At 71.7% G+C, this 21,581-nt stretch carries 24 protein-coding genes and 2 tRNA genes; 17 read left to right on the forward strand and 9 right to left on the reverse strand.

Annotated elements, in window-relative coordinates:
• The first annotated feature begins 69 nt into the window (after positions 1–69).
• The 5 genes from lepB to H4W80_RS38860 all read left to right on the forward strand — a co-directional run bounded on the left by lepB (position 70) and on the right by H4W80_RS38860 (position 6,062).
• A complete protein-coding gene (gene lepB, locus H4W80_RS38840; protein WP_225963890.1) occupies positions 70–504 on the forward strand; it encodes a signal peptidase I in 435 nt (144 codons plus the stop codon).
• A gap of 10 nt (positions 505–514) precedes the next feature.
• Positions 515–3,409 carry an AfsR/SARP family transcriptional regulator gene (locus H4W80_RS38845; RefSeq protein WP_192789615.1) on the forward strand — a complete coding sequence of 965 codons (2,895 nt, stop codon included), beginning with the start codon at positions 515–517 and terminating at the stop codon, positions 3,407–3,409.
• Between the two features lie 74 nt (positions 3,410–3,483).
• Positions 3,484–3,678, forward strand: a complete 195-nt coding sequence (locus H4W80_RS38850; protein WP_192789616.1) for a hypothetical protein — start codon at positions 3,484–3,486, stop codon at positions 3,676–3,678.
• 84 nt (positions 3,679–3,762) lie between these two features.
• Positions 3,763–4,260, forward strand: coding sequence for a hypothetical protein (locus H4W80_RS38855; protein WP_192789617.1), 498 nt, complete (start codon positions 3,763–3,765; stop codon positions 4,258–4,260).
• Positions 4,257–6,062: an ABC transporter ATP-binding protein gene (locus H4W80_RS38860; RefSeq protein WP_318787260.1), complete on the forward strand. Its 1,806-nt coding sequence runs from the start codon at positions 4,257–4,259 to the stop codon at positions 6,060–6,062. Before H4W80_RS38855 ends, H4W80_RS38860 begins: the two co-directional genes overlap by 4 nt.
• Here H4W80_RS38860 and H4W80_RS38865 read toward each other — a convergent pair.
• Positions 6,035–6,523, reverse strand: coding sequence for a S26 family signal peptidase (locus tag H4W80_RS38865; protein ID WP_318787261.1), 489 nt, complete (start codon positions 6,521–6,523; stop codon positions 6,035–6,037). The two genes, H4W80_RS38860 and H4W80_RS38865, sit on opposite strands and share 28 nt — an antisense overlap.
• Before the next feature lie 31 nt (positions 6,524–6,554).
• A complete protein-coding gene (locus H4W80_RS63945) occupies positions 6,555–7,349 on the reverse strand; it encodes an ATP-binding cassette domain-containing protein (protein WP_192789619.1) in 795 nt (264 codons plus the stop codon).
• A gap of 86 nt (positions 7,350–7,435) precedes the next feature.
• Between H4W80_RS63945 and H4W80_RS38875 the strand changes: the two genes are divergently transcribed.
• Genes H4W80_RS38875 through H4W80_RS38885 form a run of 3 tightly spaced genes read left to right on the forward strand, consistent with a single transcriptional unit; the run spans position 7,436 to position 9,545 of the window.
• Positions 7,436–7,960, forward strand: a complete 525-nt coding sequence (locus tag H4W80_RS38875; RefSeq protein WP_192789620.1) for a MauE/DoxX family redox-associated membrane protein — start codon at positions 7,436–7,438, stop codon at positions 7,958–7,960.
• Between the two features lie 16 nt (positions 7,961–7,976).
• Positions 7,977–8,864: a hypothetical protein gene (locus H4W80_RS38880; RefSeq protein WP_192789621.1), complete on the forward strand. Its 888-nt coding sequence runs from the start codon at positions 7,977–7,979 to the stop codon at positions 8,862–8,864.
• A gap of 48 nt (positions 8,865–8,912) precedes the next feature.
• Positions 8,913–9,545 (forward strand): 2'-5' RNA ligase family protein, encoded by a 633-nt coding sequence (locus tag H4W80_RS38885; protein WP_192789622.1) that lies wholly within the window; start codon positions 8,913–8,915, stop codon positions 9,543–9,545.
• 12 nt (positions 9,546–9,557) lie between these two features.
• Here the strand turns inward: H4W80_RS38885 and H4W80_RS38890 are convergent, their stop codons facing one another.
• Entirely contained in the window at positions 9,558–9,998 is a 441-nt protein-coding gene (locus tag H4W80_RS38890) for a MarR family winged helix-turn-helix transcriptional regulator (RefSeq protein WP_192789623.1), read from the reverse strand.
• Positions 9,999–10,060: 62 nt separating this feature from the next.
• On the opposite strand from H4W80_RS38890, the gene H4W80_RS38895 reads away from it, so the two are divergent.
• Complete coding sequence (locus H4W80_RS38895; RefSeq protein WP_192789624.1) at positions 10,061–11,194, forward strand: FAD-dependent monooxygenase; 1,134 nt, start codon at positions 10,061–10,063, stop codon at positions 11,192–11,194.
• Here H4W80_RS38895 and H4W80_RS38900 read toward each other — a convergent pair.
• Complete coding sequence (locus tag H4W80_RS38900; RefSeq protein ID WP_225963891.1) at positions 11,191–12,081, reverse strand: Rossmann-fold NAD(P)-binding domain-containing protein; 891 nt, start codon at positions 12,079–12,081, stop codon at positions 11,191–11,193. The genes H4W80_RS38895 and H4W80_RS38900 overlap by 4 nt on opposite strands.
• 71 nt (positions 12,082–12,152) lie before the next feature.
• Between H4W80_RS38900 and H4W80_RS38905 the strand changes: the two genes are divergently transcribed.
• Positions 12,153–13,088, forward strand: coding sequence for a GlxA family transcriptional regulator (locus tag H4W80_RS38905; RefSeq protein ID WP_192789625.1), 936 nt, complete (start codon positions 12,153–12,155; stop codon positions 13,086–13,088).
• A 54-nt stretch (positions 13,089–13,142) separates the two neighbouring features.
• Here the strand turns inward: H4W80_RS38905 and H4W80_RS38910 are convergent, their stop codons facing one another.
• The 4 genes from H4W80_RS38910 to H4W80_RS38925 form a co-directional block, all read right to left on the reverse strand.
• Entirely contained in the window at positions 13,143–13,409 is a 267-nt protein-coding gene (locus H4W80_RS38910; RefSeq protein ID WP_192789626.1) for a ribbon-helix-helix protein, CopG family, read from the reverse strand.
• A gap of 288 nt (positions 13,410–13,697) precedes the next feature.
• A complete protein-coding gene (locus tag H4W80_RS38915; protein WP_192789627.1) occupies positions 13,698–14,201 on the reverse strand; it encodes an NUDIX hydrolase in 504 nt (167 codons plus the stop codon).
• A 12-nt stretch (positions 14,202–14,213) separates the two neighbouring features.
• Positions 14,214–14,957, reverse strand: coding sequence for an ABC transporter permease (locus tag H4W80_RS38920; RefSeq protein WP_192789628.1), 744 nt, complete (start codon positions 14,955–14,957; stop codon positions 14,214–14,216).
• The gene (locus H4W80_RS38925; protein WP_192789629.1) at positions 14,938–15,882 is read right to left on the reverse strand and encodes an ATP-binding cassette domain-containing protein; all 945 of its coding nucleotides are present in this window, start codon (positions 15,880–15,882) and stop codon (positions 14,938–14,940) included. Before H4W80_RS38925 ends, H4W80_RS38920 begins: the two co-directional genes overlap by 20 nt.
• A 247-nt stretch (positions 15,883–16,129) precedes the next feature.
• Between H4W80_RS38925 and H4W80_RS38930 the strand changes: the two genes are divergently transcribed.
• The 5 genes from H4W80_RS38930 to H4W80_RS38950 all read left to right on the forward strand — a co-directional run bounded on the left by H4W80_RS38930 (position 16,130) and on the right by H4W80_RS38950 (position 18,774).
• The gene (locus tag H4W80_RS38930) at positions 16,130–16,663 is read left to right on the forward strand and encodes a P-loop nucleotide/nucleoside kinase family protein (RefSeq protein ID WP_225963892.1); all 534 of its coding nucleotides are present in this window, start codon (positions 16,130–16,132) and stop codon (positions 16,661–16,663) included.
• Between the two features lie 50 nt (positions 16,664–16,713).
• Positions 16,714–17,676, forward strand: a complete 963-nt coding sequence (locus tag H4W80_RS38935; RefSeq protein ID WP_192789630.1) for a GH25 family lysozyme — start codon at positions 16,714–16,716, stop codon at positions 17,674–17,676.
• Positions 17,677–17,803: 127 nt separating this feature from the next.
• Positions 17,804–18,358: a C40 family peptidase gene (locus H4W80_RS38940; protein WP_225963893.1), complete on the forward strand. Its 555-nt coding sequence runs from the start codon at positions 17,804–17,806 to the stop codon at positions 18,356–18,358.
• A gap of 73 nt (positions 18,359–18,431) precedes the next feature.
• Positions 18,432–18,662: a transposase gene (locus tag H4W80_RS38945; RefSeq protein ID WP_192789631.1), complete on the forward strand. Its 231-nt coding sequence runs from the start codon at positions 18,432–18,434 to the stop codon at positions 18,660–18,662.
• Positions 18,663–18,701: 39 nt separating this feature from the next.
• A tRNA-Thr gene (locus H4W80_RS38950) sits at positions 18,702–18,774 on the forward strand.
• 950 nt (positions 18,775–19,724) lie between these two features.
• On the opposite strand, the gene H4W80_RS38955 is transcribed toward H4W80_RS38950, so the two are convergent.
• Entirely contained in the window at positions 19,725–20,489 is a 765-nt protein-coding gene (locus H4W80_RS38955; RefSeq protein ID WP_192789632.1) for a DUF2071 domain-containing protein, read from the reverse strand.
• Positions 20,490–20,788: 299 nt separating this feature from the next.
• Between H4W80_RS38955 and H4W80_RS38960 the strand changes: the two genes are divergently transcribed.
• Together H4W80_RS38960 and rpmG are read left to right on the forward strand one after the other, a co-directional pair.
• Positions 20,789–20,862 (forward strand) — tRNA-Met (locus tag H4W80_RS38960).
• A gap of 71 nt (positions 20,863–20,933) precedes the next feature.
• Positions 20,934–21,098, forward strand: coding sequence for a 50S ribosomal protein L33 (gene rpmG, locus H4W80_RS38965; protein WP_019632658.1), 165 nt, complete (start codon positions 20,934–20,936; stop codon positions 21,096–21,098).
• Positions 21,099–21,581: the final 483 nt, after the last annotated feature.

Genomic DNA, 21,581 nt, shown 5'->3' on the forward strand with positions numbered 1-21,581 from the left:
GCGGAGGCAACGGCGATCCTCAGCCGGACAAAGATCAATATTTCCCAGGGGCCGACGGTGGAAAAGCGGATGAAGCTGATCAGCATGGGATTGCTCGCCGGTGTGCTCGCGGCGGCGGCCGGCGCCTTGGTGGCCCGCCGGCGCTACGTGGTGGTCACCGTCGAGGGGACGAGCATGGCGCCGACCTTGCACGACGGCGACCGGGTGCTGGTCAGGCGGCGCCGGATCGGCCAGGTGGCCAGGGGCGACGTCGTGGTGCTCGAACCCCCGTCCGACCCGCGAGCGGGCCTGGACGGCACCCGCTGGAACATCAAGCGCGCCGTCGCCCTGCCGGGCGACCCGGTGCCGCCGGACGTGGAGGACGCCGCGGAGCGGGTGCCCGCTGGTGCGCTGGTGGTCTACGGCGACAACCCCCACAGCGTCGACTCGCGGCAGCGCGGTTTCTTCCCGGCCGATCGCCTGCTCGGGGTCGCGCTGCGCCGCTTGGGCGGGGCTGCCCTGTAGGCGGCGGGACGTGAAGTTCCGGATGCTCGGACCGCTGCGGATCGAGGGCGACGACTCGCCGGCGGGAGGGGCGAGGATCACGGCGCCCAAGCAGCGGACCGTCCTCGCCATGCTGCTCGCCCGCGCGGGCCACGTCGTCCCGATCCGGTCGCTGGTGGCGGAGGTCTGGGACGACCAGCCGCCCCGCTCCGCGGTGGCGAACCTGCGTACGTACCTCATGCAGTTGCGCAAGCTGATGCCCCCCGCGGCCGACCCGTCCGTGGAGCGGCTGGTGACCTCGGACGCCGGCTACCTGCTGCGGGTCGAGCCCGAGGAGTTCGACCTCTTCCAGTTCGAGGCGCTGACCGCGCACGCCCGCCAGGCGCTGGGCAGGCGCGATCTCAGCACCGCCCTCGACTCCTACACCCGGGCCCTCGCGCTGTGGCAGGGGATGGCGGCCGAGGACGTGCCGCTGGGGCCGACGCTGCGGGAGGTGGTCGCGCGCCTCACCGACCACTACCTGAGCGTGGTGGAGGAGCACGCGGACATCCAGCTCGCCCTGGGCAGGCACGCGACGGCGGCCAAGCGGCTGCGCGAGGTGATCGGGCAGTATCCGCTGCGCGAGCGGCTGCACGGCCAGCTCATGGTGGCCCTGTACCAGAGCGGCGACGTGGTCGGCGCGCTGGACGCGTTCGGGGCCGCCCGGAAGGTCCTCGCCGACGAGCTGGGCATCGATCCCGGGCCTGACCTGCGCAGACTGCACCAGCTGATCCTGCGCAGGGACCCGGCCCTGCTGTCGGAGGAGGAGGCCCCCGCCGACGACGGGCGGCCCCGGCCGCGCCAGCTGCCGCGCGCGCCGAGCGTGTTCGTGGGCCGGTCGGCCGAGCTCGCCCGCATCCACGCCGTGCTGGGCGCCGGCGCGGGGCCGCCCGTGCTGGCGCTGCACGGCCCCGGCGGGATCGGCAAGTCGACGCTCGCCATGAAGGCGGCGTACGGCGTCGCCGACCGGTACCCCGACGGCCACCTCTACGCCGACCTGCAGGGATCGACGCCGAGCCTGTCGCCGTTGCGCCCCGACGAGGTGCTCGGCCGCTTCCTGCGCGCCCTGGGGGTGCCTCCGGGCGAGGTGCCCGCGGCGCCGGCGGAGGCGGCCGCCCTCTACCAGTCGGTGCTGGCCGACCGGCGCGTCCTGGTCGTCCTGGACAACGCGGTCGGCGCCGCCCAGGTGGCTCCCCTGCTGCCGGCGGGCGGTGGCTGCGCGGCCCTGGTCACCAGCCGGTCGGCTTTGACCACGCTGGACGCCGTACCGGTCGCCGTGAGCATGTTCGACGAGGAGCAGTCGGTACGGATGCTGGCGCTGCTGGCCGGCCAGGCGCGCGTGGCCGCCGAGAAGGAGGCGGCGGCCGAGATCGCGCGCTGGTGCTGCCACCATCCGCTGGCGCTGCGCATCGCCGGCGCCCGCCTCGCGGGCCGGCCGGACTGGTCGCTCGCGGCCTTCAACGAGCGCCTGAGCAACCAGCGGCGGCGCCTGGACGAGCTGCAGGCGGCCGACCTGCGCGTCCGCTCCTGCTTCGAGGTCGGCTACGCGACCCTGACGAGCGCCGCGAGGACCGTCTTCCGCCTGTTCGGCGTGCTGGAGGTGCCGGAGGTGGGCGTCGAGCTTGTCGCCGCGCTGGCCGACGCCGACCTGAAGGCCGCCGAGGCCGTGCTCGACGAGCTGGTCGAGGCACGACTGATCGAGCCGGTCGGCGAGAGCCGGTTCCGCACGCACGACCTGCTGCGGCTCTTCGCGGCGGAGCTGGCCGCCTCCCACGACCCGCCGGCGGACCTGGACCTGGCCGTGCGGCGGGCCCTGGACTGGTACCTCGGCCTCTGCCGCCAGTTGCGCGACCTGCTGCAGCCGCACCTGCGAGCCGGGAGCGGGGAGCGCCGGCGCGATCCCGGCCTGGTGCTGCCCGACCCCGCCGCGGCCGTGCGGTGGCTCGACACGGAGCTGCGCTGCCTCGTCGCGGCCGCCGTCCAGGCCGCGCGCGGGCAGCCGGACGTGGCGCGCTTCGCCATCGAGCTGATGACCCTGGTCAAGGCCACGGTGATGAAGGGCGGCTACTGGCGCGAGCTGGAGACCATCGCGCGGCTGGCCATCGAGGTGGCGCGGCGCGACGGCGACCGCGGCGCGGAGGCGTCCACGCTCGCGACCCTGGGGCTGCTGGAATGGCGGGCCGGCCAGAGGGAGGCGGCCGACGGCCACCTGCGGCGCGCGCTCGAGCTCTGGCGCGACCTGGGCAACCGCGAGGAGGAAGGGATGGCGCTGCACAACCTCGGCTGGCTGCACATGCAGACCGGCGACCTCGACGCGGCACTCGGCCACATCAGCGCCAGCCTGCGGCTGCTCAAGACGCACGGGTCCAGGCGGGTCGGGCTGGTCGGCCACAACCTGGGCGAGCTCCTGCTCCAGCTGGGCAGGGACGCCGAGGCGGTGGACCGCTTCGAACGGTGCCTGGCCGTCCGCCGCGCCGATCGCGACCTGAACGGCGAGAGCATCACGCTGGCGGCGCTCGGCCGCGCCTACTGCCTGCTCGACCGGCGGGACGAGGCGCTGGCCGCGATGGACGAGGCGCTGGCCCGCTGCGAGGAGACCGGCAACCGGGAGGACGAGTGGGAGGTGCTGCTGAGCAGGTCCGAGATCCGGCTGCGGCAGGGCGCCCTCGCCGCGGCCGAGCGCGACCTGGTCAGGGCCCTGGAGGTGACCGCCCAGATCGGCGACGCGTACGGCTACGCCGCCTGCACCCGCCAGCTCGCCAGGGCCTGGACGGCGTCGGGCGACCCGCGTGCCGCGGGGGACGCCCGGCGGGCCGAGGAGCTGTTCGCGGATCCGGCGATGCGCCTCGACCCGGTGCTGGAAAGGCTGCTCACCGCCCAGGTGTAGCGCGGCTGTATCGGTCGCTGTATCTCCCCCAAATAGCGTTTCGGCCTGACCGCATCGCTATACAAGGAGCGAACATGACGTCTGTCTTGGGCAAGCTCGGCGACAGGATTCTCGACAGGCTCGTGCCGAAGGCGTCCGCCAAGGCGGCCGCCGAGTGGTACGTGCACTGCTACTGCAGGGAGCGTTCCGACTTCAGGAAGATCTGCACGACCGCCGGCGGCACCACCCGCTGCGGGTCCTGCTACGCCTTCAGGGTCTGCGGCGGCTAGGTAGTGCGCGCGGACCGGTGGCGGCCACCTCCGCCACCGGTCCGACCTGTTGGAGCTGTTGACCGCCTGAAGAGGGGTTGTCCGATGACCATCCTGATCGTCGCCGTCGTGCTGGTCGGCCTGCTGTGCCTGCTGGACCTGGTGCTCACCCTGGGCGTGCTGCGCCGGCTGCGCGAGCACACCGCCGAGCTGGAGCGCCTCGCGGGGACGTCGACGCTCATGCCGTACGACCCCCGCGTGCTGGTCGGGCGCACGCTGCCGCAGGACGTGGCGGGAGCGCGGCTCGTGGGCTTCTTCGACGTCGGCTGCGACACCTGCCACGAGCGCGCGCCGCAGTTCGCCGCGCAGGCCGAGGGGCAGAACGCCCTGGCGGTCGTCTCCGGCGCCGCCGACGAGGCCGCGGACCTGGTCGAGGTGGTGGGCGGCGTGGCGAGCGTCGTCACGGGCGAGGACGCGCAGCGCATCGTGCGGGCTCTCGACATCCACGCCTTCCCCACGTTCCTGAGGACCGACCAGGACGGCAAGGTCGTGGCCGCGGACACGGACCTGACCGACCTGGCCGCCATGGCGCCGGCCACGTGACCCGTCGCGCCGCCACCCTGGCGCTGCTGTGCTGGCGGGCCGGGCCGGTGCTGGCGGCGTCCCAGCTGGTCGCCACCGTCCTGGCCGGACTGCTGCCCTCGGCCACCGTGTGGGCGACCAAGACGCTCGTCGACGGGCTGGCGGCGGGCCGGCCGGAACGCGTGCTCGCCCCGGTCGCCGGCCTCGTCGTGCTGGGGCTGGTCGCCGGGGTGCTGCCGCAGCTGACCGGCTATCTGCGGGGCGAGACGGACCGCCGGCTGGACCTGCTGCTGCAGGATCGCCTGTACACACGGGTGAACACGTTCCACGGCCTGTCGCGGTTCGAGAATCCGGTGTTCCTGGACGAGCTGCGCATGGCGGCGCAGGCGACGGGCAACGCGATGGGGCCGATCACCTCGGGCCTGTTCGACCTGGGGCGCAACGTCATCGCCCTGGCCGGGCTCCTCACCGCCCTCGCCGTGCTGAGCCCGCTCATGGCGGGACTGGTGGCGCTCGCGGCGCTGCCCGTCCTCGCGGCGCGGATGTCCCTGGAGAAGCGGCGGATCAAGATGATCGCCGGGCAGTCCGCCGCGGCCCGGCGGCAGATCTTCTACTCCTCCCTGATCACCGACGTGGAGGCCGCCAAGGAGGTCCGGCTCTTCGGGCTGGGCGACTTCCTCAAGCGCCGGGTGCTCGGCGAGCTGGCCGTCCTGCAGGCGGGGGAGCGGCGGCTGGACCGGCGGGAGGCGCTCACGCAGTCGGCGCTCGCGGCGCTCTCCGCCGCGGTCAGCGGCGCCGGGCTGCTCTGGGCGGTGTACTCCGCCCTGGACGGCCGGCTCACCCTCGGCGACGTGACCGCGTTCGCCGCCGCCGTGGCGGGCACGCAGGCCGCGCTGACCGCCACCGTGGACAACGCCGCGAACGCCCGCCAGGCGCTGCTCCTGTTCGCCCACCACGAACGGGTGATGTCGCTGCCCGGCGACCTGCCCACGCCCGCCGGACCGGAGCGCCTGCCCGCGCTGCGCCGCGGCATCGAGCTGCGCGACGTGTGGTTCCGGTACGACGAGAGCCATCCCTGGGTGCTGCGCGGGGTGAACCTGACGATCCCCCACGGCGCCTCGGTCGCGCTGGTCGGGCTCAACGGGGCCGGCAAGAGCACGCTGATCAAGCTGCTGTGCCGCTTCTACGACCCGACGCGCGGCGCCATCCTCTGGGACGGCATCGACATCCGCGACGTGCCGCCCGCCGAGCTGCGCGCCAGGATGGGCGTGCTCTTCCAGGACTACATGAGCTACGACCTGACCGCGGCGGAGAACATCGGGGTGGGCGAGGTCGAGGCGATGTCCGACCGCGCCAGGCTCCGGGCCGCCGCCGAGCTGGCGGGCGCGCACGAAACCGTCCAGGCGCTGCCCCGGGGCTACGACACCATGCTGAGCCGCGTCTTCTTCGGCCCCGAGGACGACGACGACCCCCAGGCGGGCGTGACGCTCTCCGGGGGCCAGTGGCAGCGCCTGGCCCTGGCCCGCGCGCTGGTGCGCGAGCGCCGCGACCTGCTCATCCTCGACGAGCCCAGCTCCGGCCTGGACGCGCAGGCCGAGTACGAGGTGCACCGGCGGCTGCGCGAGCATCGCGCGGGCAACACCAGCCTGCTGGTCTCGCACCGGCTCGGAGCGGTCCGCGACGCCGACCTGATCGTGGTGCTCGGCGAGGGCCGGATCATCGAGCGGGGCGCCCACGACGAGTTGATCGCGCTGGGCGGCCGGTACGCCCACCTGTTCGCCACCCAGGCCAGCGGCTACCGCGAGGGCGCCGACCTCGGCTGATCGACCTTGCGCAGCACCACGCCGAACAGGCGGTCCGCCGCCAGGTAGCCGGACTGCCGGGAGTCGAGCGAATGGTCCGGGTTGTCGCCCAGCACCACCAGGCGTCCGGCCGGCACCCGCGTGCCCGGCTCGCCCCGCAGCGCGGGGACGGTGTCGCGCGGGATCGGGTCACCCGGGACGGCCGCGACCCGCTTGATGATCCAGCCCGGGCCTGCGCCCAGCTGCTGGTGCCGTTCCCGCCGGCGCTCGCCCGGCCGGGCGTGGGCGAAGCCGCTCAGCACGACGACCTGCCCGGGGCGCAGCGATCCCGGCGGCGTCCGCCGTACGAGGACGCGCTCACCCGGCCGGTACGCCGGCAGCATGCTCTCCCCCTGGACGGTCACCACCAGGTACCGCCGGCGCACCCGGAGAACGGCGAGAGCGACGCCGACGGCCGCCAGCACGACGATCGCGCCGGTCACCGCGACAGCTCCACGTCGTCCCGGTAGCCGGTCACCGCGACAGCTCCACGTCGTCCCGGTAGAGGGTCGCCTGCCGGGCGAACAACTCGGCGTACGTGCCGCCCTCGGCCAGCAGGGCGGCATGCGTGCCCTGCTCCGTGACGACGCCGTCGGTCAGCACCACGATCCGGTCGGCCGTGCGGATCCCGCCGAGCCGATGGGTGATGACCACGCTGGTCCGCCCCGACCTCAGCGTGGCGAGCCGGCCGTGCACCTCGTACTCGGCCTCGGGGTCCAGGCCGGCGCTGGGCTCGTCGAGGATCATCAGGTCCCGGTCGCGGCGCAGGAACGCCCTGGCCAGCGCCAGCCGCTGCCACTGCCCGCCGGAGAGCAGCACTCCGGAGCCGGCGTTGTCCTGCTCGTCGTCCGGGTCCTGGGGGAATCCACGGCTCAGCAGCGTGCGGTAGCCGTGCGGCAGGGCCAGCGCCGCGCCCAGCGGCGGCATCGGGTCCGGCACGGCCATCGCCTGGTCGGCCAGGTCGCGGAAGCGCGGCACGTCCACCGCGGACTCGTCCACATCGAGCAGGTAACCCCCGAGCCGGCGGACGACCGCGCCCTCATCCGCGAGCACGTCGCGCCGGATGCGGGTGATGATCGTGTACAGGGTGCGCCGCGCGCCGGGCGGTACCTGCTCGCCCCAGACCCGGGCGAGGAGCGTGTCCACCGGCACGACCCGGCCGACCTCCCACGCGAGCGCGGCGAGGGCGAGCGCGACCTGCGGAGGGCGTACGGGCCAGGTCTGCCCCGAGCGCTCCACCTCCACCGGGCCGAGTAACCGGATCAGCACGACGGTCCACCCCTTGCTCGTGGATCTTCGAGAGTAACGCAGCGGGGCTCTTGCCGGATTTGCGCGGCCGTGGCAGGTTGCGATCTATGCAGTACGTCGATGTGGCGAGCAGACTGCTGCTGCTCACGGTGTTCGTCCTCGCGTTGGCGAGCAAGGTCTCCAGCCGCCGGGCCTGGAGCGAGTTCGTCCAGTCGATCAGGGCGATGGCAGTGATCGACAAGGCCAGGGCGCCGGCGGCCGCGACGGCGACGGCGGTGGCCGAGGCCGGTGTCATCGTCCTGGCCGCGGTGCCCCTTCGCTGGGCCGGATCGGCGTCGTTCGTGCTCGCGGCGGGGCTGCTCGGCTGCCTCACCGTCGCCGTCGTCACGGTGGTACGCAGGGGCGCCGCCGTTCCCTGCCGCTGCTTCGGCGCCTCCACGACGCCCCTGAGCATGGCGCACGTGGCCCGCAACGGCATCCTCATCGCGGTGGCGCTGCTCGGGCTGGTCGCCTCCCTGGTGAACGGCTCCTTCGATCCGGGCATCGTCGCGATCGTCGGCGTCTTCGGCGCCGTGCTGGGCCTGCTCATGGCCCGGTGGGACGATCTCGTCTCCCTGCTCCGTACGACCTGAGCCGGCGGCGGCTCTCGTGGCGGGCTGGCGGGTGGCCGAGCGCGCGGTGCGGCCGAAGGGCGCGGGGCCCGGCGAGGACCGGGTGGTCGTCCTCGAGGACGGCGGCGGCGTCCGCTGCGCGGCGGTGATCGACGGCGTCACCGACAAGTCCGGCCGCGACTACGGCGGGGCGAGCGGCGGGGCCCTGGCCGCCGACAGCGTCGCGCAGACCCTGGCCACCCTGCCGTCCGGCGCCACCGTGGCGGAGGCGGTCGCGGCCGTCTCGGCGGACCTCATGGAGCTGCGCCGCAAGTGGTCCGTCGCCGACGACGACCTTCTCGCGCCGGCCGCCGTCGCGGCGGTGGCGTGGCCGCGCCGGCGGCTGGCGTGGCGCGTGGGCGACGTCCACGTCGCCCTGGGCCACCATGACGGCGGGTGGCATCGGCACCCCGGCGGGAAGCTGATCGACACGGTGCTGGCCGGCGCCCGGGCCGCCTACCTGCACTGCCTGCTGCTGCAAGGAGAGCGCCCGGAGGACCTGGCGGCCACCGATCCGGGGCGGGCACTGATCCGGCCGGTGCTGGAGCGCCAGGCTGTGCTGGCCAACCGGGACGAAGCCGGTCCTTTCGGGTTTGGCGTGCTGGACGGGCGGCCGGTCCCGGAGCGGTTCGTGGAGACGTTCGTGCTGGCGGACGACGTGGACGAGGTGGTGCTGGCGTCGGACGGCTACCTCGGCCCGGCGCGGACCCTCGCGGCAGCCGAAGCGGAGCTCCAGGCGTCGTTACGGGCCGATCGGCTGCGCATCATGGAACCGGCGGCCACCAAGGCGGTGGCCGCCGGCGCCGACAGTTTCGACGACCGCGCCTACGTGCGGCTGTCCCGCGGTTCCCCTCGTGACCACGGCTCACCGAGTCGGATATCGTGACCACGCTGCGTGAGCAGAACAGCTGCCCGTGCCCACCGAGGAGGACGCGTGAGCCCGCTTCCGACGCGCATGGCGAATCGCTGGGAGCGGCGACGATCGCTCATGCTGCCGCCGGGGCAGGGCCGGCTCTACTGGCACGTCCTGCTGGGGGAGGACCCACAGGCGCGGGCCATCGTGGAGGAGGCGCACGACCGGCTGGCCGGCCTGCCCGGGCTCGATCTGGTGCCGCGCCGGTTCATCCACCTCACCACGTTCGTCGCCGGATACACGCACGAGATCACCGAGCGTCAGGTGACCGTGATGGCCGAGGAGGCGGCGGGCCAGCTCGCGCGGGTCGAGCCGATCACGGTCACGCTGGGGCGCGTGCTCTACCACCCCGAGGCGGTCGTGCTGGAGGCACGGCCGGCCGAGCGGCTGCGGCCGCTGCTCGAAGCGGCGCGGTTCGCCACGCGGGCGGCCACGGGCCGTGACGGCGTGCTCGCCCACGACACGTGGCTGCCGCACGTCACCGTGGCCTACAGCAACGCGGACGGCCCGGCGGCGCCCATCATCGACGCGCTCGGGGAGCGGCTTCCGGAGCGGGAGGTGACCATCCGCAGCATCCACGTCGTCGACCAGGACGGCCCGGAGACGGCATGGGACTGGCGACCGGTGGCGGAGGTCCGGCTCGGCGCGGCGTGAGCGCCCTGGGGTTCACCCCCGTACTTCCTTGGTGGCGCATCGGTAGGCCTCGGTGACGCGGCTGAACATGTCCAGCATCACCATCGCCTGCTCCGGCTCGTAGTGCGCGCTGATCGCCGCCAGGTGCCGCCTCGACGCCTCGCAGGCGGCGTTGTAGTCGTCCAGACCGCCCTCGACCAGCTCGACGGTGACCGTGCGCCGATCGCGTTCGCCGCGCGTCCTCCGGACGTACCCCGCCTTCTCCAGCCTGTCGATCAGCCGGGTCGTCGAGGCGGACGGCAGCCCCAGCTCCTCGGAGATCGCCCCCACGGCGAGCGGTCCGCGCGTCTCCAGCAGGATGGCGGCGGCGACGTCGACGGGTTGCAGGCCGAGCCGGTCGGCGACCGCCTCGTTGTGCAGGAGGACCGCGACCAGGAACTCGCGGAAGACGTCATCTGGATGTCCGTGGGCCACCTCACTAACCTACTCCACCCCGGAGTATCTTCGAATCGAAGATACTCCGCTTTGGAGGATATATGGATGTTCTCGTCATAGGCGCCGGGGTGGGCGGCTTGGCCGTCGCGCGTGAGCTGCTGGCCGCCGGTCACCAGGTGCGGGTCTACGAACAGGCTCCGGCCCGGCGGACGGGCGGCAAGGCGATGCTCATCTGGAGCAACGGCAACGCCGTGCTGAACGACCTCGGCATCGGCCTCGACGGCGTCGGCGCCCGCATCGACCGGATCGACGCGCTGACCGCCGGCGGCCGGCTGCGCACCAGCATGGACATCGCCCACGCGGCAGGCCGCTTCGGCTTCGAGACCAGGGCGATCCCCCGCCGCCACCTGCTGGAGCGCCTGGCCGACGGGCTGCCGGGCGACCTCGTCCGCCACGGCCTGGCCTGCCGGGGCGTGATCCAGGGCGACGGCCAGGTGACGGCGACCTTCAGCGACGGCTCGACGGACAGGGGAGACCTGCTCATCGGAGCCGACGGCCACCACTCCGTCGTACGGCGCCACCTGTGGGGCGACGGTGCCGTACGGCCGGCGACCTTCGGCACCTGGCAGGGACTCAGCCGGATCGACATCGATCTCGCCGACACGAACCGGCACCTCATCATCTCGGGGCGCGAGGGCGCGTGCGGGCTCATGCCGGCCGGTGACGGCCTGCTGCAGTGGTGGTTCGACGTGCGCTGGTCGCCCGCCGATCCGCGACCGGCCGCGCCGCTGGCCGAGCTGAGGCGCCGGTTCGGGCACTGGGCGTCACCCGTCCCCGAGGTGCTGGCCGGCGCGACCGAGGACGACCTCGAGTTCTTCGGCCACCATTGGACCAAGGTGCGCCCGGCGTGGGGCAAGGGGCGGATCACCCTGGTCGGCGACTCGGCCCACATCATGCCGCCCACCCTGGGGCAGGGCGCCAACCAGACCCTCGAGGACGCGTGGGTGCTCGGGCGCGAGCTCGCCCAGGGCGGCGACGATCCGGCGGTACGGCTGCGCGCCTACGAGAAGCTGCGCTACCCGTACATCTCCCTGGTCTCCCGGCTGGCCAGGCGCAACCCCGCGAACTGGCGCGTCCCGCCGCTGATCGCCCGGCTGTTCCCCGAGACGACCCAGACCGCCATGCTCGCCCGCTTCAGCAACCGCCTCAACGAGCCGGAGGTCTCCCGACGCTAGATCAGTTGCCGGAGCACGTCATCGACCGGCGTGGCGCCGACGCCGAGGATCTTCTCGGTCTCGGAGAAGTCGAGGACCAGCGGGTGGCCCGGCTTGGTGAGCACTTCGTGCATCTCCGCCCACAGCGGATCGGTGATCCCGAGCAGGGTCAGGTCGCGCTCCGTCATCACCTCCAGCCGCGGCGCCGGCGCTCCCGCGAGGTCCGCGAGCCGCCGGGCCAGTTCCCGCACCGACAGGGTCGCGGTGGGCACGTGCCAGGCCCTGCCGTACGCCTGCTCCTCGCGGCTCGCCGCGACCAGCGTGCGCGCGGTGTCGTCGATCGCCGAGTAACTGTGCGGAACGTCGAGTTCCTGCGGCACCAGGGCGAGCCTGCCTTCCAGCACGGGCCGCTGCACCAGGAGGCTGAACACCGAGAAGGCGCCGGCGCCGTAGAACTGGCCGGCCCGCACCTCGGTGACCTTCACCCCCGAGGCGGCGGCCTCCTCCCACGCCCGCGCCCTGGCCCGCCCCTTGGGCCCGGTCGCCGCCAGCGGGAAGTGGGGCGTGATCGGCCCGTCCACCGGCCCGTAGCCGTAGATGTTGCCGAGCATGACGTACGCGGCCCCCGTCCGCCGCACCGCGGTGAGCAGCGACGCCGACAGGATCGGCAACCGCTCGGGCCAGGTGTGATAGGGCGGCACGGCGGTGGTGAACAGCGTGTCCGCCCCTTCGGCCAGCTCGGTGAGCCGGTCGGTGTCGGTCGCGTCCGCGGCGACCCTCTCGACGAGCCGGTGGTCGGGCCCGCCGCCCGTGCGGCTGATCATCCGTACCCGCTCGCCGTCCTCGGCCAGCAGCAGAGCGGTCTTCGACGCGGTGGCCCCGCGACCCACGATCACATGAAATTTCATGATGACCACCGTGCCGACCTGTGGCCTCGTGGCATAGTGGCCGGAATGCCAACTATCCGGAGGATCTGGCCATGCACCGCCTCGCCGCAGTGATCGTCCCTCCCGTGCTGGGGTTCGACGTCTCGATCCCGCTCATGGTGTTCAACAGCGTTCCGCACTACGACGTACGCGTCTGCACGGCGCGACCCGGCCCCGTGCCGACCGTCGGGGGCCCCGACGTGGTGGTGACGCACGGCCTGGAGACGCTGGAGGACGCCGACACGGTGATCGCGGTCGGCAGCGGCGGCGAGCAGGCTCCTCCGGAGGTCCTCGACGCCCTGCGGAAGGCCGCGGCCGGCGGCGCGCGGATCGCCTCGCTGTGCACGGGCGCGTTCGTGCTGGCCCAGGCCGGTCTGCTCGACGGGCGCCGCGCCACCACCCACTGGGGGCTGGCCGGCGACCTCGCCGCCCGCTTCCCGGCGATCGAGGTGCGGCCCGACGTCCTGTTCGTCGAGGACGACGGCGTCTTCACCTCGGCGGGCGCCGCGGCCGCCATCGACCTGTGCCTGCACCTGATCAGGCTCGACTACGGGGCGGCGGTGGCCAACACGGCCGCGCGGCTCGCGGTCGTCTCTCCCGTACGGCCGGGCGGGCAGGCCCAGTTCATCGAGACCCCGCTGCCTCCCGAGCGCGGCACCTCGCTCGCCCCCACCCGGGCCTGGGCGCTGGAGCACCTCGACCGCCCGCTCACCCTGGCCGACCTGGCCCGCCACGCCAGGATCAGCGTGCGCACCCTGACCAGGCGCTTCCACGCGGAGACCGGGCTGAGCCCGCTGCAGTGGCTGCTGCACCGGCGCGTCGACCGGGCCAGGGAACTGCTGGAGACCACCGGGCTGCCGATGGACCAGGTGGCCGGGCGCAGCGGCCTGGGCAGCGCCGACTCCCTCCGCAAACACCTGGTCAGCCGGGTCGGCCTCACTCCCACGGCCTACCGCGCGAGCTTCACCCGGGAGCCCCTTCCGTCATAGGGGCCCGGGAGTGCGAGAAGCCGGAACGTACGGGGGGTCCTGATAAACGGCTGATCAGAGGAACAGTATTCTCCGCGGATTTCCATCGGATTCCACGATGGCCAGCTCATGGCCCTGCGCGAGCTGGTCCTCGACGAATTTCCAGATGGTGATGGCGCGGCGGATCGCCTCGGTGAACGACAGGCCCTTGCGGTCGGCCAGTGCCTTGAACGTGTGCGCGGTTTCGTGGCTCAGATTGACGGACAGCCGGACGAAATTGCCGTTGTTGTTGCTCCTCTCCTGCTCGTGCCTGGTGTCCTTGCCGGTGGACTCACGCATCATGGTCATTCTCCTGGCCCTGGGGGATAAGGGGGCACGTGGAGTAGGGGGCGGGGATGCTCCGACGTCTCGCTGCTCTCGGTCCTCATCGTGGGTGCATGCTGTTTATACACGCCGGCCTGCCATGAGGACCGGGTCGAATCCGTGCCGAGTGTTGTCCTGCCACACCTCGAATGAAGAACGTTATACCGGCGCTGAAAGATCTCCTCCCCTGCCTCATATGCGATTAATTCTGGCAAATCGTATGCGTCGTGGCATCATGAAATGCGGGCTAAATGCGCGCCCGAATAGCTATTGCGGGCTCGGGCCCTCCAGAAGCGACAACCAGGTGCGATCAGGGCAGACGCGGGCGATCTCCGATGGTGAGAGCCAGTCCGCCCTGGTGCTCTCCGAGCCGGCCGGCGGATGGGTCGGCCGGCCGGGATGCGGGAGCCGGGCCCTGAACATCACCATGTACGTCAGCGGCGGGTAGCGGTAGCCGGCCGGGGCCGCGTCCAGGAGCTCGATGCGCTGCCAGGCGAAGGCGGACAGCGCGGTGGCCGGCAGGCGCAGGCCCGTCTCCTCGTACAGCTCCCTCGCCGCGGCGTCGAGGGCCGTCTCGCCCGGTTCGAGGTGGCCGCCGGGGATGTCCCACCCGCGGCCCTCCTCGTCCACGCACGTCATGAGCGTTCTGCCGGTCTGGTCCGAGACGAACGCGAACGCCGACGTGGTCTTGTCCACAGGCGGGAGGGCCGGGGACAGGATCACGTCCAGGCGATGGCGTACGGGGATCCAGGGGACCGTCAGATGAGTCATCCCTCAAGGGTCTCAGACACCCCGGCGCATGGCCCGGTTGCCCAGATACAGGCCGATCGCGGCTATCGCGCAGGCGGCGGCGGTCCCGTAAAGGATCGAGGGGCTTGTCAGGTTTCCGGAGAAGAGGGCTCGCTGGGCTTCGACGATGTACGTGACCGGATTCGCGTACCCGACCGCCCGCAGCCACGCCGGAGCCGTCTCCATGGGCAGCAGCACCCCCGAGAGGAGGAGCAGGGGGAACATGACCGACTGGCTGACGACGTAGAAGAGCGTGCCGCTGGGCGCCGACTTGATGGCCAGCACGAACGACAGCGAGCCCAGGCCGACGCCGAAGACGACGAGCTGCGCCAGGCCCGCCAGGACGCCCGCCGGATACAGCTCGAAGCCCAGGGGGACGGCCAGCACGATGATCAGGACGGCCTGGGCCAGCAGCACGATCATGGTCTTCATCGTCCGGCCCACCAGCATCGCCGTACGGTTCAGCGGGGTGACCATCAGGCGCTCCAGCGAGCCGCCGATCAGCTCGACCAGCAGGGTGTAGCCGGAGGACATGGGGCCCGTCAGGCACATCATGACCAGGATCCCCGGCACGAACCACTGCCACGACGACCCGACCGCCCCGTCCAGCAGCGACCCGAACAGGAACAGGAACAGCAGCGGCTGCCCCATCTCGAACAGCAGCCCGACCGAGTCGCGCAGGACCGGCCTGAACTCGCGCGAGAAGACGGTGGCGGTGTCACGAAAGAATGTCGTCATCGGTGAGGCTTCTCCCGGTAAGAGCGAGGAACACGTCGTCGAGCGTCGGACGGATGGTCTCGGCGGTGGTGACCTTGATGCCGGAGCCGTCCAGGGTTCTGAGGTAGTCGGGGAGCGCGGCGGCCGCGTTGGGGACGCGCAGGCGCACGGTGGTCCCGTCGGCGGCGCCCCCGCCGCCGAGCTCCGCGGCCCTGCGCGCCTCCTCCTCCGTGCTGGTGGTGATCGTGATGTGGTCGCCGGCGAGGTCGTTCTTGAGCTGCTCGGCGGTGCCGTCCGCGATGATCCGGCCGTTGTCGATGATCACCACGCGTTCGGCCATGTTGTCGGCTTCCTCCAGGTAGTGGGTGGTCAGGAACAGCGTCGTCCCGTACGTCTCCCGCAGCCGGAGGATGTGCTGCCAGATGTCGGCGCGGCTCTTCGGGTCGAGACCGGTCGAGGGCTCGTCGAGGAAGAGCAGGCCGGGTCGGTGGATGAGGCCGAGCGCGATGTCCAGGCGGCGGCGCTGGCCGCCCGAGAGCGTGCCGGGGCGCCGCTTGGCCAGCGCTCTGAGGTCGAGCAGGTCGAGCAGCTCCTCGGCGCGGGCGCTCGCCTGCCTGGCGTCCAGTCCGTAGCAGCGGCCCTGGGTGACCAGCTCGTCGCGGACGAGGAAGTTCTCGCCCGCGCTGTTGCGCTGGCCCACGTAGCCGATACGGGCGCGCACGCCCGCCGGGTCCTTGGCCACGTCGTGGCCCGCCACCATGGCGGTGCCCGAGGTGGGCGGCAGGAGGGTCGTGAGCATGCGCAGGGTGGTGGACTTGCCCGCGCCGTTGGGCCCCAGGAAGGCGACGAGCTGGCCGGCCTCCACCTCCAGGTCGATGCCGCGTACGGCTTCCACCCGCTCCTTCTTGACTTTGAACACACGGGTCAGTCCCCGGGTATGGATCATGGTCGGCCTCTCCGGGCATGGCGAAATAACCCCTGGTCGGGGGCGCGATTGAGGATCGGATCAAGTTTGTGCAGGTTCAATCCGGTTTGGCAAACGTGAATGTCACGTTCATAAAGGGCTCTCACCTGCGGAAACGCCTTTTCTGAAGGCGGCCCGTGACGGTGGATTTCGGGGCGCTGAGGTGCGGTTTTCCGGCTGTTCCGAAGATTTCCGGCCGGGGCTGGCAGCATGGCTGATCGTGTGCCGGATGGTGGTGTTGGTGAACGGGTTGCCGGGGGCCGGGAAGACCACGGTCGCGCGAGCGCTGGGGCGGGCGCTCGGTCTGCCGGTCTTCAGCAAGGACGACCTCAAGGAGACGCTGGCCGACATGCTCGAACGGCCGCCCGGGGTGGGCGAGCGGGAGTGGAGCAGGCGGCTGGGGGCGGCCGCCGGGGAGAGCATGTGGACGCTGCTGGCGAGCGCCGGGCGGGGCGCGGTGCTGGAGAGCCCCTGGCTGGCGCCGACGCGGCCGCTGGTGCTCGCCGGACTCGAGCGGGCCGGGGTCGAGGCCCGGGCGGAGGTGCGCGAGGTCTGGTGCGCGGTGCCGCCGGAGCTGGCCAGGCACCGGTACGAACGGCGGGTGCGGCACGCGATCCACGGCGAGACCCGGCTCGGGGACGAGCGCTGGGCGGAATGGGCGGCGGGGGCGCGGCCCCTGGGAGTGGGGACGATCTATTGGGTTGATACCTCAAAAACAGTCGATATTTCGGGACTTGCGGGATTGTGTCAGGCTCCGCAATGATCTCCCGCGTGAAAAGTCTGTGGGTAATTGCGGTAATTGCTGCCTTAGGCATGGGTGGAGTCGCGGAGGCGGCCGACGGTGTGCCCGGGGTCGACGTCAGTAACTGGACGGGCGAGGTCGACTGGGGAAGCGTGGCCTCCGGGGGTGCGAAGTTCGCGTTCGTCCAGGCCACCGAGGGGACGAACTACCGCAACCCCAGTTTCGACGCCCAGTACGGCGGCGCCGCGGGGGCCGGGCTGATCCGGGGCGCATATCACTTTGCGCAACCACACGAATCCGACGGGACGGCTCAGGCCGACTATTTCCTGCAGAACGGCGGCAACTGGATCAGCGACGGTCAAACGCTGCCCGGAGTGCTCGATATCGAGGACAACCCGTACAAGGACAAGAACGGCAAGAACAACTGCTACGACCTGTCCGCCGAGGACATGGTCAACTGGATCAAGGACTTCACGAAGAAGTACCACGAGGCCACCGGCCGCCGCGCGATCATCTACACCACCACGAGCTGGTGGCAGACCTGTACGGGGAACTCCGACAAGTTCAAGTCCAACCCGCTCTGGCTCGCCCGCTGGGGCGCTGACCCCGGTGAGCTGCCGAAGGGCTGGAAGCGGCACACGTTCTGGCAGTCGGCGGAGAAGGGCACGCTGGCCGGTGGGCAGAACTCGTTCAACGGCTCCGAGTCCCAGCTCAAGGAGCTGGCCAACCCGCCGGCCGAGGTGACGGTCTCGGGCGCGGCCCGCAACCGTAAGACGTACACGGTCACCGTCTCGAACACCGGCCCGCACCCCGTCAAGGACGTCAAGGTGTCGGGGCGGGCGTTCGGCGGGCAGCGCGTGGTGAAGGCGCCCGGGTGCAAGTTCAGCGGCACGGCGGTGCTGTGCCAGGTGGGTGAGCTGACGCGGGGACAGAAGACGACGTTCACGATCACCACGAAGCCGTCCAGGTCGAAGGGCACGGTCGGCCTCTACGTCACCGTGGGCTCCGTGAAACTGACCCTCAAGACCCGCTGACACCCGCCCCGAAGCCCCGGAGCCCTGGAGCCCCGGAGCCCCGGAGCCCTGGAACCCCGGAAGCCTGGAAGCGGCTGGGGCCGCCGGGCGCCGTAAATCCCATGAGGCAGGATGACTCCAAGGGGCCATGGAGCTTGTCGGGGGCGGGGACGGTATGAGGCGGTGGCGGCTGGCAGCAGGGGCGGCGGCGCTGGTCCTGCTGGTCGCCACGGCCTCCGTGCCGCTCGGGCTGTACGTGCCGGAGAACGTCGTGCGGATCGCGTACGAGATCGAGCAGCGCCGGATCGTCTACTCGTGGGGAGGCGGTCACGCCGAGGAGCCCGGCCCGTCGAAGGGGACCTGCAAGGGATACCGGGGGAAGATCCAGCCCTGCCCGGCCGCCCGGACGCGCGGGCTCGACTGCTCGGGGTTCGCGCGATGGGTGTACGCGCTGGCCAGCGGGTCGGACGTGCTGGGGCCTGGGAACACCGACGATCACGTACGGCGGATGCGGCGGGTCCAGGTGGCCATGCCGGGGGACCTGGTGTTCTTCGGAAAAATCACGAAAAAAGCCCCCAAAACCCATCACGTAGGCATATATCTCGGCAACGGGAAGATGATGAACGCGCCCGAGACCGGGGCAGTGGTGCGCGTGGACGACATTGCCCGCCGGAAGGACTTCTTGGGTTTCTACCGGCTCTGAACTGATTCGGTATGGCCTGTAACGCGTGTGGCATGGCAAAAATTGAGAGACCCGGCGGCTACTGTGTGCCGCTATGGACAGGCGATGGGTCGGCCTCGACGGCTACGAGGTCGTAGGCGTGGTGCGGGGCGGTCAGCAGTTGCTGCGGGTGCTCCGCCACGGGTGGGTGGTCGCCGACTGCACCTCTGTGGCGGAGGTGGCCGGCCACGTCGACCTGGCCGACCTGTGCGAGGTCATCGAACTGCCGACGTGGCGGCGGACGGAAGAGCGCGCGGAGGCCCGAACGAGTTCGCATCATCGCTGAGTGCCGTGTATGGTTACACCTGTCCGCAGCGCCGGACAGGCCCCTATAGCTCAGTCGGCAGAGCGTCTCCATGGTAAGGAGAAGGTCAACGGTTCGATTCCGTTTGGGGGCTCTCGCTCTGAACAACCACAACGCCCGACCCGCCAGCTCGCGGGGCCGGGCGTTTCGCGTTTCTGGCAACTCCACCACGCGAGTGCCGATAAACCCACCCTTAACCACCGCCCCCTGACACCCCCTGGGCCGCCGCCGCCCTGACACCACCCCCCGGGCCGCCACCCGCTGTCCGGTCACCCGCTGTCCGGTCACCCGCTGTCCGGTCACCCGCTGTCCGGTCACCCGCTGTCCGGTCACCCGCTGTCCGGTCACCCGCTGTCCGGCCATCCGCTGTCCGGCCACGACGCCCCCTGTCACCCGCTGTCCGGCCACCCGCTGTCCGGCCACGACGCCCCCTGTCACCCGCTGTCCGGCCACCCGCCGGGCCGTCACCCCCTCGTGCCGTCACCCCCGGGTTGCCACCTCCCGGGCCGCTACGCCCTCTGCCCCCCGCCGTCCTCAACCCACCCTCCTCCACACACCCCGCCTGCCTTGCGAGGGTGCGTTGAAGCCCGCCCCATGCGCCGCCCGCCCCATGCGCCGCCCGCGCCCTCTGCGCCGCCCGCCTGCTCTGCGGAGGCGCGCTCATTTCGCGGTGCCGCGCCTGCGCTACGGGGCTGCGCTTGCCCTGCGATTCCGCGTCCACCCTGCGATGCCGAGCACGCCGTGAGGAGGCGGCTCGCCCTGCGGAGTGTGCCCATTCCGTGGTGCCGCGCCTGTCCTGCGGGGCCGCGCCTGTCCTGCGGGGCCGCGCCTGTCCTGCGGGGCCGCGCCTGTCCTGCGGGGCCGCGCCTGCCCTGCGGGGCCGCGCCTGCCCTACGGGGCCGCGCCTGCCCTACGGGAGTCGCTCCGCCTTGCGGGAGCGTGCTCGTCTTGCGGGGCCGCTCGCCCTGCGCCGCTCCGCCTGACCGCCAGCGGTGCGGTCCTGTCCCTCCGAAGCGTGCTCGCCTTGCGGTGGCTGGGCTCGCTCTACGGCCGACGGCCGGGTCGCTCGTCCGGGTGGAAGCGCCACGGTGGCGTGTGGATGTCGAAGGGGATCCGGGCCTGCGCCAGGATCGAGTGCGGGGGCGTGTCCGGCGTGATCAGCCCCAGGCGCTCGAAGAAGGGGAATCTGGCGAAGGCGGCCTCCAGGTGCCGGGGTCGCATGACCGGGTGCCAGATGCTGTAGGCGCCCACCCTGCCGTCTCTGCGCCGGTACCAGCCCTGGATCGGGTGGGTGAGTTGCTCCAGCCAGTCCGAATCGTTCGTGAAGCCGTCCAGCAGCGCCGGAGCCTGCGGGAGTTCGACCGCCTCGCACCGGCCGTCCGCGGACTCCAGGCGCCAGCGGGCCGGCGTGCCCAGCCAGTCGGCCTCGATGCGGATGTGGTCGCGGCGCCACGGCATGCCCCACAGGTGCTGCGGGATCGCCACGACGGGGTGGTCCAGGCGGGTGCCGAAGAACCAGACCCCCGCCTTGCCGTACGCGGTGACGTAGGCCCGGTAGTTGATCTGCCCGCAGTTGATCGACGCCTGCGGCAGGAACCGGAAGTGGAAGTCCCGGTCGCGGAAGGCGACGGCGGAGACCAGGGCTCCGGGGCCGTCCCCGAAGGCCGCCTCCATGGGTGCGAAGTCCTCGGGCAGGTGCCGGGCGAGCGCGTCGGCGTCCACCCGGTAGCTCACGATCGCGAAGTTCTCCAGATCCGTGTGCGCGTGGTGCCAGCGCGGACGCGGCCGAGGGGTGCCCACGAAGCTCATGCCCAAAAGGTACGGCCCTTACGGCTGCGCGGGCTGGTGAGATCACGTGCGCCACGGCGAGATCCAAGGGCTCTCAGGGGTTGTGCGCCTCGCGCCGGTCGCTGCTACGCTTGCTTCCTCCACTGCTTGATCTTCACGTGGAGTCGGCTGTTCGGGGGCGAGCATCGCCGATTGGTAATGGATTTCGGTTGTCGGGGGTTCCTGAGGCATACTGGGAGCACCCCACCCGATCGGGCGAGTTACGAATGTGCTCGCTGCGTCGGGTATCCTCTACGGGCCGGGGTCGTTACCGGCTCAAAGGCGGAGTAGCTCAGTCAGGCAGAGCAAACGGCTCATAATCGTTGTGTCGCCGGTTCAAGTCCGGCCTCCGCTACTGCCCACTCCCAGGTCAACAGGCCTGGGTACGGGCGTGTCCATGTCCCGAACGTAGAAAGGCACTCCCAAGTGGCTGCCACCGACGTTAGGCCGAAGATCACGCTGGCCTGCCAGGAGTGCAAGCACCGCAACTACATCACGCGGAAGAACCGGCGCAACGACCCGGATCGGCTTGAGCTGAAGAAGTACTGCCCCAACTGCCGCTGCCACCGCGCGCACCGCGAGACCCGCTAGGTCTCCCGGGCAGGGCTTCTGCCCCACATTTCGTCATATCGCGCAACCGGCGTCCTACCACAGGGCGCCGGTTCGTCGCGTCTGCACAGGGTTCCAGCAGTTCCACACCGGCCCCAGGGTCCTCTCTCGACGCTGATGATGGCTGGCTCGCGGATGAGTGGTGGCTGGTGGATGGGTGGCGGCCCGCGGATCAGGTGGCTGGCGGATGGGTGGCGGCGCATGGCTGGCTGGCTGTCGGCGGCCTGGGGTCGGTCGATGTAGGTGTCGGTCTCGACTAGGCGCGTCGCCGCCGTCGGGGCTCCGGTTGCCACTCAGGCGAAAAGCGCGCAACGTGACGGTGGCCGGGCCTTGAGAGTCTGTGGTCGCTCCATGAAGGTCTGAGGGTCTTTGGTCGCGGCCCTTGGGCATTTGGTCGGCCCCCTGGGTGGTCTGTGGCTGGCCCCTGAAGGTCTGCGGCCGGTTCATGCGGGTCGTTGGCCGGTC

The organism is Nonomuraea angiospora (assembly GCF_014873145.1).
Lineage (GTDB): Bacteria > Actinomycetota > Actinomycetes > Streptosporangiales > Streptosporangiaceae > Nonomuraea > Nonomuraea angiospora.